This is a genomic window from Aquimarina mycalae, from assembly GCF_029906345.1.
Classification (GTDB): domain Bacteria; phylum Bacteroidota; class Bacteroidia; order Flavobacteriales; family Flavobacteriaceae; genus Aquimarina.
In genome coordinates, this window is sequence record NZ_JARYGY010000010.1 from 72188 (window position 1) to 90541 (window position 18354).

At 33.6% G+C, this 18354-nt stretch carries 17 protein-coding genes; 1 reads left to right on the forward strand and 16 read right to left on the reverse strand.

Annotated features, from left to right (window positions below; genetic code table 11):
* Positions 1 to 8 precede the first annotated feature (8 nt).
* Genes QBK95_RS20880 through QBK95_RS20890 form a run of 3 tightly spaced genes read right to left on the reverse strand, consistent with a single transcriptional unit; the run spans position 9 to position 3370 of the window.
* Positions 9 to 1001 (reverse strand): sugar phosphate isomerase/epimerase family protein, encoded by a 993-nt coding sequence (locus QBK95_RS20880; RefSeq protein ID WP_280936503.1) that lies wholly within the window; start codon positions 999 to 1001, stop codon positions 9 to 11.
* Between the two features lie 27 nt (positions 1002 to 1028).
* Entirely contained in the window at positions 1029 to 1667 is a 639-nt protein-coding gene (locus QBK95_RS20885; protein WP_280936504.1) for a gluconate 2-dehydrogenase subunit 3 family protein, read from the reverse strand.
* An 11-nt stretch (positions 1668 to 1678) separates the two neighbouring features.
* On the reverse strand, positions 1679 to 3370 hold the full coding sequence (locus QBK95_RS20890; protein ID WP_280936505.1) for a GMC oxidoreductase: 1692 nt from the start codon (positions 3368 to 3370) through the stop codon (positions 1679 to 1681).
* Between the two features lie 329 nt (positions 3371 to 3699).
* Here QBK95_RS20890 and QBK95_RS20895 point away from each other — a divergent pair, with 329 nt between their 5' ends.
* Positions 3700 to 4575 (forward strand): hydroxypyruvate isomerase family protein, encoded by an 876-nt coding sequence (locus QBK95_RS20895; RefSeq protein WP_280936506.1) that lies wholly within the window; start codon positions 3700 to 3702, stop codon positions 4573 to 4575.
* Between the two features lie 17 nt (positions 4576 to 4592).
* Here QBK95_RS20895 and QBK95_RS20900 read toward each other — a convergent pair whose 3' ends face one another.
* From QBK95_RS20900 to QBK95_RS20960, 13 genes are all read right to left on the reverse strand, one after another.
* Positions 4593 to 4949 carry a hypothetical protein gene (locus QBK95_RS20900; RefSeq protein WP_280936507.1) on the reverse strand — a complete coding sequence of 119 codons (357 nt, stop codon included), beginning with the start codon at positions 4947 to 4949 and terminating at the stop codon, positions 4593 to 4595.
* A 67-nt stretch (positions 4950 to 5016) separates the two neighbouring features.
* A complete protein-coding gene (locus tag QBK95_RS20905) occupies positions 5017 to 6558 on the reverse strand; it encodes an acyl-CoA carboxylase subunit beta (protein ID WP_280936508.1) in 1542 nt (513 codons plus the stop codon).
* Positions 6559 to 6561: 3 nt separating this feature from the next.
* Positions 6562 to 8004: an acetyl-CoA carboxylase biotin carboxylase subunit gene (gene accC, locus QBK95_RS20910; RefSeq protein WP_280936509.1), complete on the reverse strand. Its 1443-nt coding sequence runs from the start codon at positions 8002 to 8004 to the stop codon at positions 6562 to 6564.
* A 51-nt stretch (positions 8005 to 8055) separates the two neighbouring features.
* Positions 8056 to 8541, reverse strand: coding sequence for an acyl-CoA carboxylase biotin carboxyl carrier protein subunit (locus QBK95_RS20915; RefSeq protein ID WP_280936510.1), 486 nt, complete (start codon positions 8539 to 8541; stop codon positions 8056 to 8058).
* A gap of 179 nt (positions 8542 to 8720) precedes the next feature.
* The gene (locus QBK95_RS20920) at positions 8721 to 9272 is read right to left on the reverse strand and encodes an NADPH-dependent FMN reductase (RefSeq protein ID WP_280936511.1); all 552 of its coding nucleotides are present in this window, start codon (positions 9270 to 9272) and stop codon (positions 8721 to 8723) included.
* Positions 9273 to 9298: 26 nt separating this feature from the next.
* Positions 9299 to 10324: a capsular polysaccharide export protein, LipB/KpsS family gene (locus QBK95_RS20925; RefSeq protein WP_280936512.1), complete on the reverse strand. Its 1026-nt coding sequence runs from the start codon at positions 10322 to 10324 to the stop codon at positions 9299 to 9301.
* Between the two features lie 32 nt (positions 10325 to 10356).
* Positions 10357 to 11322 carry a glycosyltransferase gene (locus QBK95_RS20930; RefSeq protein WP_280936513.1) on the reverse strand — a complete coding sequence of 322 codons (966 nt, stop codon included), beginning with the start codon at positions 11320 to 11322 and terminating at the stop codon, positions 10357 to 10359.
* Positions 11323 to 11381: 59 nt separating this feature from the next.
* Entirely contained in the window at positions 11382 to 12467 is a 1086-nt protein-coding gene (locus QBK95_RS20935) for an LLM class flavin-dependent oxidoreductase (protein WP_280936514.1), read from the reverse strand.
* A gap of 2 nt (positions 12468 to 12469) precedes the next feature.
* On the reverse strand, positions 12470 to 13561 hold the full coding sequence (locus QBK95_RS20940) for an LLM class flavin-dependent oxidoreductase (protein ID WP_280936515.1): 1092 nt from the start codon (positions 13559 to 13561) through the stop codon (positions 12470 to 12472).
* Positions 13562 to 13647: 86 nt separating this feature from the next.
* The gene (locus QBK95_RS20945; protein WP_280936516.1) at positions 13648 to 15231 is read right to left on the reverse strand and encodes a glycosyltransferase; all 1584 of its coding nucleotides are present in this window, start codon (positions 15229 to 15231) and stop codon (positions 13648 to 13650) included.
* Between the two features lie 19 nt (positions 15232 to 15250).
* Positions 15251 to 16753, reverse strand: coding sequence for an arsenate reductase/protein-tyrosine-phosphatase family protein (locus tag QBK95_RS20950; protein WP_280936517.1), 1503 nt, complete (start codon positions 16751 to 16753; stop codon positions 15251 to 15253).
* An 8-nt stretch (positions 16754 to 16761) separates the two neighbouring features.
* A complete protein-coding gene (locus tag QBK95_RS20955; protein ID WP_280936518.1) occupies positions 16762 to 17958 on the reverse strand; it encodes an acyl-CoA dehydrogenase family protein in 1197 nt (398 codons plus the stop codon).
* A gap of 3 nt (positions 17959 to 17961) precedes the next feature.
* Entirely contained in the window at positions 17962 to 18339 is a 378-nt protein-coding gene (locus QBK95_RS20960) for a hypothetical protein (RefSeq protein ID WP_280936519.1), read from the reverse strand.
* Positions 18340 to 18354 lie beyond the last annotated feature (15 nt).

An 18354-nucleotide genomic window follows, 5' to 3' on the forward strand; every position in this document is an offset into this window, starting at 1 on the left:
AAAGTTGGTTAGTTTATTTGTTTAGAAAGATTGATTAATAAATCTCTTGTGGCAATAATACCTTCAATTTCACTTAACCGTTCACCTTCGTATTCAACTCCAATATGTCCTTGGTAACCAGAAGCTTTAACAATCTCCAACATTTTTTTATAGTTTATAGTTGTTTCATGACCATTAGTATCAAAATCATAAGATTTTGCACTCACTCCTTTAGCAAATGGCATTAGTTCTTCTACTCCTTTATACTTAGGATACTCTTTAATACAAGATGCTCCCCAACGTTCTCCACCTTCACGTTCCAGGCAGAAATTCCCAAAATCTGGCAATGTACCACAATTGGGTTTGTTTACATTTTGCATCACCTTGGCAAGCAAAGAGGCATCAGAAGATAAATATCCATGATTTTCTACAATTACATTGACTCCTTTAGTAGCTGCATATTCTGATAACTTAGTTAATCCATCAGTTGCTACTTGTACCCATTCTTCAGGATCATTTGTGCCAAACAGATTTACTCGTATAGAGTGACATCCTAAAAATTGTGCTGCATCAACCCATTTTTTATGATTTTCTATGGTTTGATTTCTTTCCTTTTCATCCTTAACAGCCAGATCTCCTTCACCATCAACCATGATTAGTAAATTCTGAACATTATACTCATTACTTTTAGCTTTTAACGTTTCTAAAAGTTGTTGTAAGGCTTTTTGAGGTTCTTTAGCATTTTTATATGTGTATAATTGACTTACATATTCGATACCAGTAAACCCTAATTCTTTTGCTTTTTGAGCAAAATCTATAGGGTCTAATTTACCAGATTGTATTTCTTTATGAAGAGACCATTGTGCAAGTGATAATTCAAAAAAAGGTGCTGCCTCTACAGGTTGTTCTATTGTTTTTTCTTCTTCTTTATCCAGTATTGTGTTATTTTCAGTAGACTTGTTTTTACAAGAACTTATGATTATTAACAAACAAATAAGTCCTTTAAAGATGGTTTTGTGCATTGTTTTAAGTTTAGTTAGGTAATGATTTTATAAAGCCCAGTCTTTTCCTCCAGTTAAATTTTGAACAGAATCACAGCCGATATATTCTCCTGGGACTGGTAAATAATTTAGTACGTTTTCTGCAATGTCTCGAGAAGTCTTAAACCCATAAATGGATAAACCTCTAACCGAAGAAAGAAAACTAAAAGATATAGCTTCTTGAGAAATAGTATTTAAATCTTCAGGAGTTTTTATTTCAGAAACTTCTTCCCAATATTCTTCTTGTTTTTCCTTAGGTAGTTTTAAGTATTTAGACAATAGTTGATCATATTCTTCTATAGTTACATCATCTATATTTTTTTTCTCATTAATACCCAATTCTTTCATAATAATACTCGCACCATATTTAAATAGTTGCGCTTCCTCTTCTTCTTCGAGCGCATTATTAATATATCTATCGATAAACATGGGTACATGTAAAGATTTTGCGCCTGGAATATCTGTTTCGGGAATGATAAGATCAACAATTTGTTCTAAGGCCTTCCCTTCATCAATTGATAAAAGTTCGGGAGTCCAATCCATTACATATTCTTTTTGACAACTTTGTAATAGACTTAGTATTGTAGGAGTAGCTGCAATGTATCCTGCAGATATTCCGATGTTTTTCAATGCTTCTCTTCTGTTCATAGATATTGGAATTAAGCGTTTTTCAATATTTGTTCGGCCGCGTGATTTGCTGCTCTTGCTGTAAAAGCCATATAAGTTAGTGATGGATTTACACAACTAGCTGAAGTCATAAATGCACCATCTGTAACATATACATTGGGGACTGCATGAATTTGATTATTTCCGTTAAGTACGGATGTTTTTGGATCTTTACCCATTCTAGCGGTTCCCATTTCGTGAATTCCTAGTCCTGGAGCTCCAATATCATCCCAAGGCTGTACATCATTAAATCCAGCTTGTTTCAACATGTCCATTGCCTGTGTAATCATATCCTTGCGCATTTCCAGTTCATTTTCTTTAAATTCGGCATCAAATGTTATGGTTGGTAAGCCCCATTCATCCAATGTGTCATAATCTAAAGTCATCTTATTTTCGTGATAAGGCAAACATTCTCCAAACCCCATAAGACCTACTCTCCATCCACCTGGTTCTAAAATTTTTTCTTTTAATTCGGCTCCGTATCCAAGTTCAGCGATGGTTTCTTCCCAATTAGAGCGACTAGCACCTCCTTGATATCCGTATCCTCGCTTAAAATTTTTCTGATCTGTATCACCACCAATATTTCTAAAACGAGGAATATAAATTCCGTTAGGTCGGCGACCTTTAAAATATTGATCTTTAAAACCGTCATGTTTTCCAAATGCTCCAGCTTTAAAATGATGATCCATGATGTTATGTCCTAATTCTCCTGAGTCATTACCCATTCCATTAGGAAAACGTTCTGATTTTGACTGCATCAATATACTGGCAGATGCTATAGCAGAAGCACATAGAAAAATCACCTTGGCTGTATATTGCATCTTTTCTTTGGTTACTGTATCGATCACCTGTACGCCTGTTGCTTTACCTGTTTTATCATTATACAGAACCTGATGCACAATAGAATTTGGTCGTAAGGTCATATTGCCTGTTCTTTCTGCGGCAGGAAGGGTAGAGGAGTTACTACTGAAATAAGCTCCAAAAGGACAACCTCTCATACAACGATTACGGTACTGACAATTCATTCTTCCTTCGAAGGTTTTGGTTCCAGTTATATGTGCTGTTCTACCAATTGTTAGAAGACGATCGTCATAATTTTTAGCTATATTCTTTTTTAAATGATCTTCTACACAATTTAATTCCATAGGAGGTAAAAATTGCCCGTCAGGTAATTGTGCTAAGCCTAATTTTTCTCCACTAACACCAATGAATTCTTCTACTTTATCATACCAAGGAGCAATGTCTTTATATCGTACTGGCCAATCAACAGCTATTCCTTCTTTTTTATTGGCTTCAAAATCAAAATCACATAATCTATAACTTTGTCTTCCCCACATTAAAGATCGACCACCTACATGATATCCTCTGATCCAATCAAAACGTTTTGTTTCATTGTAGGGATGCTTTAAATCATTCACAAAGAAATGACGATGTGCTTTGTCAGTAACGTAACCAGTACGATGCTGCTTGGGTTGTTCTTGGATTTCTTTTCTTGAAGGTTCGCCTCGCAATTCATAATCCCAAGGATCATCATTAATAGTAGGGTAATCATCGATATGATTTACCATACGTCCTCGCTCTAATACCAATGTTTTTAGCCCTTTTTCGCAAAGTTCTTTGGCAGCCCAGCCACCACTAATTCCTGTTCCTACGACAATTGCGTCATATTGAGGTTCTTGTTCCATACTTTTTTGATGTTTACAGACAGTATATAATTAAATGTTTATGAGATCATCTAGTGTATAGAATCATTCATACAAGTTATATTAATGTAATACAACAACTGATAGGCTTTTACAAGCACTATACTAAGCTCTGATAGTAGTTTTGTTTGTCTGTTTTCTTCTTGTTCTGGAAGAAAGGTATTGTCACTATGAAGTTTTAGTAATTCATAGTTTCGGAATTAATATTACTAAATTCTGGTTCTAATATAAGAAGTTTGTTTGTTTTTTAACAATACAATTAACAAATCATTAATTAAATTAGTAATTCATTAAAAAATAATTCGGACCTAATGTCAAAAATACATAGAAGAAAAGCCATTAGAAATTTATCCTTAGGACTTGGTACTATAGGTTTTGGAGGCACTTTGATGGCCAAATCTTTATCAGAAAATCCTATAGACTCAATCCAGAATAATTTAAAAGGAAATATTAATCACTCGGTATGCAGGTGGTGTTATCAGAATATACCACTGGATGAGTTTGCTGAAAAAGTAAAAGAAATTGGTATAAAAGCGATTGATTTGTTGAAACCTGATGAATGGAGTAGTGTTCAAAAATATGGATTAGATTGTTCGCTTGCAACAGATACTTTTGCAAGTATTACTGATGGATTTAATGACCCTAAGAATCATGTTGTTTTACAAGAAAAATATCGTAAACTAATTTCCCAGGCATCGCATTCTGGAATAAAACAGGTGATCGTTTTCTCTGGAAATAGAAAAGGTATTTCTGATAATGAAGGTTTAGAACATTGTGCAATTGGATTAGATACGTTGGTAAGGCATGCTGAAAAAAATAATGTAACCTTAGTGATGGAATTATTAAATAGTAAGTTAGATCATAAGGATTATCAATGCGATCATACTCCTTGGGGTGTTGGTCTAGTAGATAAGATTGGGTCTACAAATTTTAAGTTATTATATGATATCTATCATATGCAAATAATGGAAGGAGATATCATTACTACTATTGATAAGTACAATGATTATATAGCTCATTATCATACAGGAGGTGTACCTGGTAGAAACGAAATAAATGAAACTCAGGAACTGAATTATGCAGCAATTATGAAAACGATTGTAAAGAATGGATATAAAGGATATGTAGCCCAAGAATTTATTCCAAGCTATACTGACAAACTTAAAGCATTAACCGAAGGGTTATGATATGTGATGTCTAATGATTAAGGAAACATTGTTTTCAAATCCTGGATGACATTGATATTATGTCTTAGATATGCAAAAAGAATAAATAATATAATAATTGCTACCACAAACCCTAATAGATTTCCATTTTTACTACTGGAAACTTTTTTTGATGTTTTTAAGTACACTTTAGAAAGTTTTTTTGTGTATTTAGAGACAAGTGCAAAAGCTGGTGCAAAAATTAAAATCACAAGTAGCATATCTATTGCTACCAGAAGATATCCTTCTTCATGAATATATTCTTTCACATATTTAATAACAAATTCTTTAATAAGTGCCGCACAAAGTACAGCGATAGCATAGATAGCGAATTTGGTAAACTGTTTATTATTCATGGGGTATTAAAACTATAATTTCTGTCCAATAAAATTAAAAAACTTATGTGTTTTAATCATGTTTATTTTATAAAGGAATATTACCGTGTTTTCGTTTAGGTCTATTTACGGTTTTATTTTCCAGCATGCTAAATCCTTTGATCAGCTTTCTTCGGGTGTCTTCTGGTAAGATAACTTCATCTATAAAACCACGTTGAGCTGCTCTATATGGATTTGCAAATTTTTCAGCATATTCGGATTCTTTTTCTGCCAGTTTTGCTGCAGGATCATCTGCTGCTTTTATTTCTTTTCTAAAAATAATTTCACTGGCACCTTTAGCACCCATTACCGCAATTTCTGCAGATGGCCATGCAAAATTAAGATCTGCACCTATATGTTTAGAGTTCATTACATCATAAGCGCCACCATATGCTTTGCGCGTAATCACTGTAACTTTAGGAACTGTTGCTTCACTTAAAGCATATAATAATTTAGCTCCATGAACTATAATACCATTCCACTCCTGATCTGTACCAGGTAAAAATCCAGGAACATCTACTAAAACTAATAATGGAATATTAAAACAATCACAAAATCGTGTAAATCGCGCTGCTTTTTTAGAACTATTAACATCCAGAACACCTGCTAAAAACATAGGCTGATTGGCCACAATACCAATACTTCTTCCTCCAAGTCTTGCAAAACCTACAATGATGTTTTCTGCATAGTTTTTATGAATTTCGAAAAAAGAATCTTCATCAATTATTCCACCAATAACCTCATGCATATCATAAGGTTTATTTGGATTATCTGGAATGATATCAGCTAATATTTCTCTTTTTTCATCAGTTAATGAGTATGCAATGTTTTTAGGAGTTTCTTGATTATTTTGAGGAAGGTAACTCAATAGTTTCTTTACATCTTCAAGACATTCAACATCATTCGAAGAGGTTATGTGTGCAACTCCAGATTTAGAAGAGTGAGTACTAGCTCCTCCTAATTCTTCTGAGGTGACTTCTTCATTAGTTACTGTTTTTACTACGTTAGGACCTGTTACAAACATATAACTGGTATCTTCTACCATCATGGTGAAATCTGTCATTGCTGGAGAATATACTGCTCCACCGGCACAAGGACCCATAATAGCAGAAATCTGTGGAATTACTCCTGATGCTTGTACATTTCTATGAAAAATATCAGCATATCCACCTAAAGAACGTACACCTTCTTGGATTCTAGCTCCTCCAGAATCGTTTAGTCCAATCATAGGAGCACCCACTTGAACCGCCAAGTCCATTATTTTACATATTTTTTCTGCGTGAGTTTCTGATAGGGCACCGCCAAAAACTGTGAAATCTTGAGCAAAAATATAAACTAACCTTCCATGTACAGTTCCATAACCTGTTACAACACCATCACCATAATAGATTTCTTTCTCCATTCCGAAATCGGTTGTTCTATGTGTTACCAGAATACCTATTTCTTCAAAAGATCCTTCATCCAGAAAATATGCGATACGTTCTCGCGCTGTTAACTTTTTCTTTTGGTGTTGCTTTTCAATTCGCTGTTCACCGCCACCTAAATGTGCTTGATCAATTTTTTCTTGTAAAGTTTTTATTTTAGAGTTCATATGCTAGCGGATTGGTAATCGTAATTGTTGTTGATCTTCCTTGTATTTTTTTAGAGCTATTAGTGCTGCTATTTTGGCTTCTTGTTCCATATTAGATTTTAGAACATCGGCAGTATAATATTTTTTAACAAAATGCGTATCAAAACTACCAGACCTAAAAGCTTCATGTTCACATACAAATTTTCCAAAAGGTAAAGTTGTTTTCACACCTTCGACAATATAATTGTCGATAGCTTTTTGCATTAACTGGATTGCTTCTTCACGAGTTTTTCCATACGTAATTAGTTTCGACAACATCGGATCATAATAGATAGGAATATCCATTCCTTCTTCAAAACCATTATCGACTCTAATACCATTGCCTACTGGAATTGTATAGGTGTCTAAATGACCTACGCTTGGCAAGAAATCATTTAACGGATCTTCTGCATATACTCTTAATTCTAATGCGTGACCTTTAATAGTTAAATCTTCTTGCTTAATATTTAGTTTTTCACCTCTAGCCACTCTAATCTGTAATTCTACAAGGTCAGTTTGAGTAATCAATTCTGTTACTGGATGTTCTACTTGTAATCTGGTGTTCATTTCCAGAAAATAGAAATTGTTATTTTCATCTAATAGAAACTCTACTGTTCCAGCTCCCACATAATCACAAGCTTTTGCCACTTTAATTGCTGCATCACCCATAGTAGATCTCAATGCAGGTGTAAGAATAGCAGAAGGAGCTTCTTCTACTACTTTTTGATGTCTTCGTTGTACACTACACTCTCTTTCAAATAAATGTATTACATTTCCATGGCTATCCGCCATGACTTGTATTTCTATATGCCTAGGAGAAGCTACGTATTTTTCGATAAACACAGAACCATCTCCAAATGCAGAGGTTGCTTCACTGATCGCTCGTTGCATCTGCGATTCCAGATCACTTTCTTTTTCAACTACACGCATACCTTTTCCACCACCACCAGCAGAAGCTTTTATTAAAATAGGGAAACCAATTTCTTGTGCAATTGCTTTGGCTTTAACAACATCTGTAATTGCTTCGTCAATTCCTGGTACCATTGGGATATCATATGCCTTAACAGCTTCTTTGGCCGCTAATTTACTTCCCATTACTTTAATAGCTTTGGGTTTAGGACCAATAAAAATAATATTGTTCTGTTCAACTTCTGCCGCAAAATCTGCATTTTCACTTAAGAAACCGTATCCAGGATGAATACCATCTACTTGTAGCTGTTTCGCAATTTCAATAATTTTGGATCCTTGTAAATAAGATTCACTAGAAGGTGCTTCACCTACGCATACTGCTTCATTGGCAAATTTTACATGTGGAGCATTTCTATCTACTGTAGAATAAATAGCAACCGTTTTGATACCCATTTGATGGGCCGTTTTCATTACTCGTATTGCGATTTCGCCTCTATTAGCGACTAATATTTTTTTCATAGTATAATAAGAACTAATGGTATATCAGGTCATTTTAATACCCTTAACGATTTATTCGAACTCAATTAATAATTTTCCCTTATCAACAGCTTCACCTGTAGTAACTGCAATAGATTTGATAACTCCTTCTCTAGGAGAAGTAATGATGTTTTCCATTTTCATTGCTTCTAGGACCAACAAATAATCATCTTCTTTTACTGTTTGTCCAACCTCGACTTGAATATCTATGATTAGTCCTGGCATTGGAGATTTAATAGAATTTACTTGCTTAGAAGCACCAATAGAAAATCCCATTTCAGATATCATCCCGTCTAAGGGGTTTGCAATGTCTACATGATAAGTGTTAGCATTAACTTTTACGGTGTATTTTTTAGTATTGAAATCTGATGTAACAATCTCTGCATCATGTGATTGATTGTTGTGAAGTAAGTGGAATTGAGATTCTGAAGTGTTAACAATATCAGCATTAGAACTATCAGTATCTGATATTGTAAACTCAAAATCCTTATTTACTTTTACTTTATATGTTGTGCTCATAAGTAAATTATTCAATTGATGGCTAAATATAAGTATTAAATTGAATGAAGCCTTATTAGAGAAATTATTTTTGAAAAAAGTGAAGTTTTAGAAAGATTCCTAAAATATAAACTAGACAAATTGTGTATTGAATTGTAGTGATTTACAATTTTATCCAAATTCCTTTTTTCGAATTTTAATCAATCAGATAAGCGTTTTACATACCATAAAAAGGCGTTTGTAAATTGCGTTGCTTTTTCTGAAAACGATTGATCTGTTAACTTTCCTGACGTATCAAATACTTCTTGTACTTTAGAAATGCATAATTTTTCTGGTATAGGAATCCCTCCAAGAGCTAATCCCACTAATCTCAATTGTGATAAACAGTATAACCCACCAAAACCGCCAGAAGAAACAGTTACGATACCTAAAGGGATATGCTTAAATATTTGTGGATCCAAATAATCTAAAGCATTTTTTAATGCTCCAGGAATTCCATTTTTGTATTCTGGGCTTACGATAATTATACCATCAGATTTGGATAATAAACTGCTAAATTCTTCTAACTTTTCTGGAGGCTCTGTTGTTTGATTCATTCTAATTTCCATGATGGGAAAAGGATATTCTTTTAGGTCAAGCAGTGTTGAATTAATATGATCCGTTTCAAGAAACTTCTCTTGTAGATATTGTGCTACAAAATGACTTTTTCTTCCATCTCTAATAGATCCTGATAGAATTATAATTTTTTTCATGTATTACTTTTGGTTGAGATGTTCGATTAGTTTGTATTTGTTTCTTTAACCATATTAAATTGGTCTTTATTAGAAAGAATAACTTCAAATGTTTTTCTTAGATAGCTTAATAAGCGTTCGGTTGATTGGGATCGTTCTCCTTCTTTTATAGAATACGAGTGTTCATGATAGTAATAATATACAAGTTGGTATCCTCTTATACCATCATTTTTGGTATATGCATCAATATATTCATTAGCTTGATCTAATAGTTTTTCGTTAGCATTAAAAGTAACCCATTTATAATCACATCGACCAAAAGTAACAACTGGTTTGCCATGAATAAGACTTTCAAAACCAGTACCAGAATTTATACACATCACTCCTTTACTTTTTTGAATTAATTCATGAATATTTCCATCTACTACATGCACATAAGTTCGATCTTTACAAGAGTTTTGTGTGTGTGCTACAATGTCTGGATCTAAAAAATTTCCAGGATGTAATTTAAAAACAATATGCTGTTGTGATTTTTCGGCCCAGTTGCTTAGTAATGTAATAAAATCTGCAACTCCAATTGGAGAATTGTTTTTGATCATTACATCTGTAGGACGTTGTATTGGAGCAAATATGAAATGCTCTGGTGTATCGTGAAGAGAATTTATTGGAGGTTGCTTTTGTTTAGAATACCCTTTGGTTAAAAAATCTGAACTAAGATGTTTACAGAATGTAATTGCTTTTTGTGTATCTACAGTTTCAAAAGAAGGAATGCTTTGCATCATCGAATGTTGAGGTCCCCATCCATCTGTATCAATAGTAAATAAATAACTTAAATGCATTTGTTTATAAAAAATGTCAGAATCAGCATCTGTATTCTTACTGTGATGTGCACTGATAATGGCATCTGGTTTCAATTCTTCAGAAAGAGGAATAATATTTTGATTAAATTCTACGCTTAATTTTTGTAAGCAGTATTTTAACATGGTTTCAAAAACAGCCCAATCATCATCACCTAGCGTTTTTTTATTATGTGAAATAAACGATCTGTAATATTTTATAAAAACACGATTCATAGATTTTGTTAGTTATACTTATATGATATTGATTATTCTAAAGATACCATTTCCGTCTTAGTTATTAAAGAATATGCTAGCGCAACTACTTCTTTTATCCAGTCTTCTAATGTGTAATCATTCATAAGTCTGCTGATTTCATCAGGATTATAGAAATCACGTTTGTTTTTTAGATACAATGCTTTTATTGCTTTACTAATCTCTAATGGGGTATCAACTAAAGTAATTGCTTCAGTATTTCCGACATCTATTATAGGAGCCCATCCTACTTTAGTCGAAATCACTGGTTTTCCTGTGGCTAAAGATTCAAATAATGTAAGAGGACCTGCTTCGGTACTACTTGTAATCACTAGACAGTTCATTTTACGATATAAATTGGGATATGTGGTTATTGGGTAGTTTTCTTTTGGATATATTTCACAGTTGAATCCTAAAGATTGCAAGAACGCTCCACTTTCTTCAATTCCTTTACCAAGCAATATGATTTTAAATTCAGTTTTGGGTAATTCTAATTGTTGTATAGCTTTAATAAACCAAGAGATGCGTTTTCTCCAATGATTCCTTCCGATCCAGGCAATGGTAAATTTTTCAGGCTTATTACTTCCAGGATGAAAAGCAGATAATGCACCAATAGGTCTTTCGAGAATGTTTTTGTTTGTTATGGATACACCGTTTCGAAGAAGTATTTTTTTCTGATCTGGATGGCAAAGCACGAGTCCTTTTACTTTGTGCACGATTCCTCTTAGCCCATTTGGTTGATAAATATTATCATGATCATAAAGATCATGTATACATACTACGGTTTTTTCTACATTAGGAGATAAGATAGCTTCTGTGGTTCTAATTGCAATCCAAGCATCTGCATTTTGATCTGGATATTGGCTTGTTATAATACGAATACCTTTTAAATCTAGTTTCTGGAAATGCATTTTGAGATCATCAAATAACCAGGGACTGGTTATGGATTTCGAATATACATTTAGTATGCGTTCTGCCATTTTTATTTTACTAGTATTAAACTGGAGTATAGGTGTTTTGTTTTTTTAGAAGCGTCATTTTATACCTTAGTTAACGATTTACGTTTCTCCATTTTCCGAATAATAGGAATTACATGTGTACCAAAACGGTTCATTTCTTCTAATTTAGGCCAACCTGATAGTATAAAATGAGTAACACCTACTTCCTTATATTCAATAAATTTCTCTGCTACTTCTTTATAACTTCCTACAATAGCTATTCCTGTTGGACCAATTGTTTTTACTACTCCTGTCCATAAATTTGGACTTGGCCATTCATCCTTGGCGAGTTGTTGTGTTTTGTTAATAGATTTAGAATCACTTTTGGTTACATACCCATTTTGTTGGTTTTTATATTTTTTTGTTTCCTCTAAAAGTTTATTTGCGGCAAGTATGGCTTCAGCGTTAGTTGATCTACAAATAACAGATAGACGAAGCCCAGCGACCTTACCTTTAGTTAGAATTGGAGTTATTTTTTTTTGAATATTTCCAGGAGTATCTCCTAATTGTATCCAACAATCCCCATATTTTAGAGAAAGATCGATAGCTGGTTGAGAACCTCCTCCTATAAAAATAAAGGGACGTTTGGTTTTTTCTGAAACATAAGGAGTATTTAGTAATCCTTCTTCTATTTTTAGATATTTACCAGTTACATTTACTGGCCCATCTGTATCCCAGAACTGTAAACAAGCGCTTAAGAAGTCATCGGTACGTTCGTATCGCTCATTATGCGTAAGGAAATCACCATAATATTGTTGTTCGGTAGGAGAGTGTCCAGCAACTACATTAATATATAATCTACCCTTAGAAAATGTAGATAAAGTGTTTATTTGTTGAACAAATAAAGTTGGAGATAATAAACCTGAACGAACAGCGATAATAAATCCTAATTGCTTAATTTCTTTGGTAAGAGCTAAAGTTAATAATGTGGGGTCTGGTTTGCCATAATTGATGTCTACTAAAACAGATTCTATACCTAGTTTTTCTGCTTCTTTGCAAAAATCACTTTGTAATTTAAGATCCGGCCATGCTGCCTTTCCTGAGTCATTTTGTGTAGCGCTTGTAGTATAAGATTCTTCTCCTCCTTGTATCAAACGCCAGTGAAAATGTATATTATCTTCTTCCATTATTAGAAATTCTGTGGTTTTAATTTTTCTTGTTTTTCCATTTTTCTTACCAAGGGTAAAACTCCTTGTCCAAAATGTTCAATTTCTTCGATATCTGGCCAGCCAATAAATAAAAATTGAGTAATCCCAATTTTCTTATAATTATATAAAGCTTTTGCAATATTTTCGTATGAGCCTACTAAAGCTATTGAAGGCGCTCCCATATATGGAACAGCTCCTGTCCATAAGTATGGAGTTATCCAAGAAGAATCATTGTTAAATGCCATATCCATAATTTCTGTAAAACCTTGTGAATCAAAGCGATTTTTATACCCTTTATGAACTTCTTTTTTATTACCTATAAAATTTTTCAAGAATTCTTTTGCAGCTCCTTTTGCTTCCTCTTCTGTAGGTCTAGAAACGATAGAAGTTAATATTCCAACTTCTTTTCCTGCATTTAATACTGGTTGAATTTTACTTGCTAATGCCTCTGGTGCGTCTGGAAACCTCCAAAGACAATCTCCTTTTTTAGATACTAAATCAGCAGCTTCTTTAGAATTACCTCCAACATATATTTCGGGGCGACTTTTTTCTGAATTATAAGGAGTCTTAATAACTCCATTTTTTATTTGATAATAGGAACCACTATAATTGACAGGCTCTTTTTTTGTCCAAAAAGCATTACATATCTCAACAAATTCGGAGGTACGTAGATTACGTTGTTCTTTATCCAAAAAATCTCCATAGTACTTTAATTCTTTTGGAGTGTGCCCATTTACTACATTAATATGAATTCGATCACCAATAAGTGTAGTAGCTGTGTTTAATTGTTGTACAAAATATGTTGGAGTTATCAATCCCGATCGAACGGCTATTAAGAACTTAATATGCTTAGTTTCCTGTGCAAGGGCAATGGTAAGCATTAATGGATCTGGTCTGGTAAATCCAATAGCCATAAGCATAGAATCAATACCATTTTCTTCTGCTTTTAGACACAATTCTAATTGATCCTCAAAATTAATCAAGCCAGTTAATTCTTCACAATTTTTGGAAGCTCTTAAATTGCTTCCCGCTTGTGATAGACTCCAATGAAATCGTATAGGTAAATTTTTCATGTTTTTTTATATATAAAAAAGAACATCTGATTCTGATTTGTGTACTATAGAAACGCTAGCTGTAATTTAGTACCATGATTGTTCATTTAGACCTGATGTGCATTCCTTTTTTGCGAGTATTCAAAATGTGCTTTTTTCTGACTTTCAACAGAAATATGATTGTCATATTTTGGAGGTTCTTCTAATACCGTATAATGATTACCATTATACGTTCCTTTAGCTATCACAACATCATGATGATATAACTCTTGTGTAACTTCGGCGGCAATATATCGAATGGCAAAACCTATTCTTGGTTTGTCTGAGATATTAGGATTTGATCCATGTATGATATTTACATGATGTAAAGACATTTCGCCAGCTTTTAATTCTATATCTACTGCTTTTTCTTTATTAAATTTTTCAATTACAGTCAAACCAGAAGGAAGCACACTGTTTTCTGAAGGAGTAGAATCGTGAGCATACAAGCGATCTTGAGATCCTGGGATTACTTGTAAACAACCATTCTCCTGTACACTATCTTCAAAAGCGACCCAGGCTGTTACATATTTAGGTGAAGAAAACTTCATAAAATATCCATCTTGATGCCAAAGAACAGATTTTTTGTTATTTGGTTTTTTGTAAAAAAGAGTAGAACCATGTACTAGAATATTAGGACCTAATATAGGTTCAAGATATTGAAGAATAACAGGGTGAGTTACCAGCTTATATGCCCATGCAAAATGTAAATGCAATTGAACTAATCGGTTGTGTTCTATCTGATCTTTTAATAATATTTTTTGGTTTTGAAATGCCTTTCGATAATAATTTAATTCATCATCAGATAATACGTTAATTGGAGCATAATAGCCGTTCTGATGATATTTCTTAGAGATTGCGATTTCAGTATTTGAGTTTTTTTTATAAGTTATGCCAGTCATTTTAGCTACTTTTTTAGTTACAATATCTCTATATGTGTGCATAAAGATTTCTTGATCTATATTGCATTCTACGCCTGGTATATGACGCTCTTTTCGTGTATTATCATCAAAACGCCTAACATTAGCTGTTATATCTCGGATTACTAAAGTGTTGGAGTGATGATATATTTTTGCAAAAAAATCCCAATCTTCCCAAGTAGGTAAAGAAGGATCAAAAAAAGGAGGAGTTATATTATTTAGTACATCACGTTTAAAAATATGACAAGAAGTTGCTGTGATTAGACCATAGTGCCAATATGCAGGAAAATCTGAAAGCAATGTTGGATAAGGATATAACTTTAATTTAGGATGTAAACCAGAACGATCAGAATGTTGTTCTAGTAACCAAAATTTAGCATCCGAAATAATAGTTTCTACTTCAGGAAACTTTTTGAATGAACTTAATTGTTTTTTGAACGCATCTTCCACAAATATATCATCAGAATCCAGAAAACTGATGTATTTTCCAAGAGCTAGTGTTAACCCTACATTTCTAGCTACGGATTGACCTTGATTTTCTTGATATATGTATGTGATTCTCTCTATATATTTAGAAAGAACCTCCTTGGTGTTATCGGTAGAACCATCATCTATTATAATTATCTGAATATTAGAAATCCCTTGATTTAAAACACTCTCTATAGCCTCGTGGATGATAAATCCACGATTATATGTAGGTATGATTACAGAAATTAGATATTCACTATTCATAAAAAAACAGATAATAGAACTAGGAGAGTTCGATTTCTTTTGTATTGATTAATCCATCAATCAATTTTTCAAGTTTTAATGCACATTCTATATAAGCTCTAACTCCACGTCCGTGCGGTACAGGAATTTGATCTTTTACGTCTAGGCAATATACTTTACCTAAAGCTTCAGGAAATTTATCCAGAATAGATTGTTTATGAGCTGATGACATACACCAGATTTTATCTACAATAGAAATATCCTGTTGGGATAATTTATGAGAGCTATGTGGTATTATTTTCATTTGTAAATGTTCTAAAGCAGAACGAGCGTCTTCACTCATAGAAACACCTTCTTCTGCGGTAATACCAGCACTTAGAATCTTTATATTGGTTGGAGAAGTAAATTCTCCTTTTGATTGTAATCTACTCATCATTTTATTCATACAAATGGTCTGCGCCATTGGCGATCTCCCTGTATTTCCTGGGCAGATAAACATATAAACTCTTTGTTTGATTTCGGATTCCTTACGTACGAATTTGATAACTTTAGGAGCACTGAGAACACCGATAGCCATTAATAAGAGAAGGGCTCCTATAAGCTGAGTGTTTGTGTAAAAGGTGCCTTCAAATACCACAGATAGAATAACTGCAGCGGTTACTCCTGCCAGTAAACTTGCACAGCGATTGATAGGTATACAAAAGGTGTTTTCTCTATTATTAAGATAAATGCGAGAACCAAAAATATAAAGACCTGCATAGAGCAATCCTATAAGTAATGCAGGAATAAGTAATCCAGAACTAAGAAAGGAAGTATACCCAGATCTTAATGAAAGCATGAATTCTCCCTGACCAATAATAGCTAACAACATAGGAATACATAGTATTGCCGCCATTGCAGAAAGCATTTCTTCTACAAAATATCGATAGGTATTAGAAGTGTCATTAGACTTAGCAGTATATGTCATAAACTGCAATCTGAAAAAGTAACCAGAAAGATATGCTGCAATATTTATTCCTGCAATAAGTCCTATATTGTATCCAACTTTTTCTGAAAAAACGATTAATAAAGAAAATAAGGTAAGACCAAAGGCTAGCCATGAATACCAGTGTATTTTTCTACCATAAACTTTATCAATAAATGGCGCCATAATGAGTACACCTCCTCGCATTAATAACGCAGCAAATACAATAGAAATACCTGTAAAACTATAAGCAAGAGTAGTAGTAGCAATGATAACGGCAGTGGCAATGCCCGAAAAAAAGGTGTATTTATTAGAAGCAAATGGAATGTTTATTCCCAGAATTTTTACTGTTCCAGCTTGTTTCCACCAACCTGTTAGGATTAATATTATTGAAAAGCCTAATACTGTACCTATGAGCACCATTGGTAGTAATGTAAATCCAGATATAGAGGTTGCGGTATCAGAAAATAATCCTTTGGATAAGATTTTAGTCATTCCGCTATATGGTACATAAAATGCAAAGTATCCTAAGGCTAATGCCCAAATACTTAGTTTTTGTTTAGGAGTTGCTTTTTCCATGTATGCTTTTATTTAGTTTTAAAAAATGATCGATCATGTGATTCTCCCAGAATTGATTTTCCGATAGTAGCTAGAAGTTGATCATCATTATCATGTCTGGTGTATAGAGTAAGATCTCTAGAAATACGTTCTAAAGGACTAGGTTGAATTAAGGATCTGGCGCCACAGGCATGAATTGCATGTTCAACTGTTTGACAGGCTAGTTGTTCTACCTGATAACGTACCATGTTTCCTAAGGATTGAGCTTCGTTTATTTTATTTTCATCCCATAATCTTGCAACTTGATCTAACCACATATAAGCAGATTGAATATTCAGAGCCATTTTCCCAACGCGATGCTGAATAAAAGGATCATGTTGTCTTTGTTGTTTTTCTATATGAGAAAGAGCGTATTCATATGCAGCTTCAGCTCCTCCTAAAAAAGTAGCGGCATATTGAGGAATCCATCTTGTTTGCCATTCGTCTAACAAAAACTGTCCAGGTGCACCGATCTGGTTTTCAAAAGGAATAAAAGTATTATTAAAATTCACCTTATAACTTACAGACCCGCGCATACCCATAGGTTTCCACCAAGAGTCATCAAAAGTTACAGATGAATCAGAAAGATCGCAGGCAAGCATAATTACCGATTCTGGTGAGCCATCAGCGTGGCGAGCACCTCCTGATCCTTCTAAATTAACTAATAAATTGGCCCAAGTAGCTCCTGAAGCACTGGAACAGAATACCTTAGAACCATTGATAATATATCCTGTATTAGTTGTCGTGATCGTAGTCCCTATTTTTGCAGTCTGTCCTGGGATTTTCAATAAAGGTTCTCCACTCCATACCGTCCAGATATCGCCTTTGTTCACTACACCAGCAAACCATTTTTCTTTTTGAATATATGTTCCTAAATTATCTAGTAACATTAAAGCATTTGCATGACCTTCCCAACAACGAGCAGTAGCCATATCTGCTTTGGCTATTTCTGTAGTCATAGTCCATAAATCACGAATATTTTCTTTGTTGTTTCCTAGTCCTAAACCTCCAAATTCTACAGAGACTGTGGGAGCATTAAGACCTAAGCGAAACAACGCCTCAAAGTTTTCTTTGGGAAAAGAATATGTAGCATCATATTGTTTTGCTCTTGGAGCAAACTCTTCACGTGTCAATTTTTTCAGGAGACTAAATTGATCTATTGGTTTTATCTTTAGTTTTTGTCTCATCTTTTATCGTTTATGGAAGAACTCCCGAACAAAATAGTCCGATTTTTCATCGTTATTTTTAAAAGTTATGTATGCTGCAATTACTAATAATCCTTTATTTTCATTGATGGCTAAAAACATTTCGAGATCTTCTTTAAAAAAGTGAGCTTGAAAAGCAACAACCTCATGTAGATCAGGATTATATGCGTGCGCTCTAACCAAACCTATTCCCCAGTCGTCTTGACAAAAACTATCAGTAGAGTTTTTAATTGTCATTCGTAACTCTCCTTCAGATTCGAAAAAAGTAAAAGAGTCGATTAACCTTGCTTTTTCATAAGGATTATCCCAAGTTCCCAGATAATAAGAAAGGTCCATTGTATGTTTTTGTTCTTTTAATTCCATGATTAGTTTTTAGCA

What these genes read in the sequence shown, in the direction of transcription:
- QBK95_RS20880 (WP_280936503.1), bottom strand. Translation starts at nt 1,001, where the DNA reads ATGCACAAAACCATCTTTAAAGGACTTATTTGTTTGTTAATAATCATA.
- QBK95_RS20885 (WP_280936504.1), bottom strand. Translation starts at nt 1,667, where the DNA reads ATGAACAGAAGAGAAGCATTGAAAAACATCGGAATATCTGCAGGATAC.
- QBK95_RS20890 (WP_280936505.1), bottom strand. Translation starts at nt 3,370, where the DNA reads ATGGAACAAGAACCTCAATATGACGCAATTGTCGTAGGAACAGGAATT.
- QBK95_RS20895 (WP_280936506.1), top strand. Translation starts at nt 3,700, where the DNA reads ATGTCAAAAATACATAGAAGAAAAGCCATTAGAAATTTATCCTTAGGA.
- QBK95_RS20900 (WP_280936507.1), bottom strand. Translation starts at nt 4,949, where the DNA reads ATGAATAATAAACAGTTTACCAAATTCGCTATCTATGCTATCGCTGTA.
- QBK95_RS20905 (WP_280936508.1), bottom strand. Translation starts at nt 6,558, where the DNA reads ATGAACTCTAAAATAAAAACTTTACAAGAAAAAATTGATCAAGCACAT.
- accC (WP_280936509.1), bottom strand. Translation starts at nt 8,004, where the DNA reads ATGAAAAAAATATTAGTCGCTAATAGAGGCGAAATCGCAATACGAGTA.
- QBK95_RS20915 (WP_280936510.1), bottom strand. Translation starts at nt 8,541, where the DNA reads ATGAGCACAACATATAAAGTAAAAGTAAATAAGGATTTTGAGTTTACA.
- QBK95_RS20920 (WP_280936511.1), bottom strand. Translation starts at nt 9,272, where the DNA reads ATGAAAAAAATTATAATTCTATCAGGATCTATTAGAGATGGAAGAAAA.
- QBK95_RS20925 (WP_280936512.1), bottom strand. Translation starts at nt 10,324, where the DNA reads ATGAATCGTGTTTTTATAAAATATTACAGATCGTTTATTTCACATAAT.
- QBK95_RS20930 (WP_280936513.1), bottom strand. Translation starts at nt 11,322, where the DNA reads ATGGCAGAACGCATACTAAATGTATATTCGAAATCCATAACCAGTCCC.
- QBK95_RS20935 (WP_280936514.1), bottom strand. Translation starts at nt 12,467, where the DNA reads ATGGAAGAAGATAATATACATTTTCACTGGCGTTTGATACAAGGAGGA.
- QBK95_RS20940 (WP_280936515.1), bottom strand. Translation starts at nt 13,561, where the DNA reads ATGAAAAATTTACCTATACGATTTCATTGGAGTCTATCACAAGCGGGA.
- QBK95_RS20945 (WP_280936516.1), bottom strand. Translation starts at nt 15,231, where the DNA reads ATGAATAGTGAATATCTAATTTCTGTAATCATACCTACATATAATCGT.
- QBK95_RS20950 (WP_280936517.1), bottom strand. Translation starts at nt 16,753, where the DNA reads ATGGAAAAAGCAACTCCTAAACAAAAACTAAGTATTTGGGCATTAGCC.
- QBK95_RS20955 (WP_280936518.1), bottom strand. Translation starts at nt 17,958, where the DNA reads ATGAGACAAAAACTAAAGATAAAACCAATAGATCAATTTAGTCTCCTG.
- QBK95_RS20960 (WP_280936519.1), bottom strand. Translation starts at nt 18,339, where the DNA reads ATGGAATTAAAAGAACAAAAACATACAATGGACCTTTCTTATTATCTG.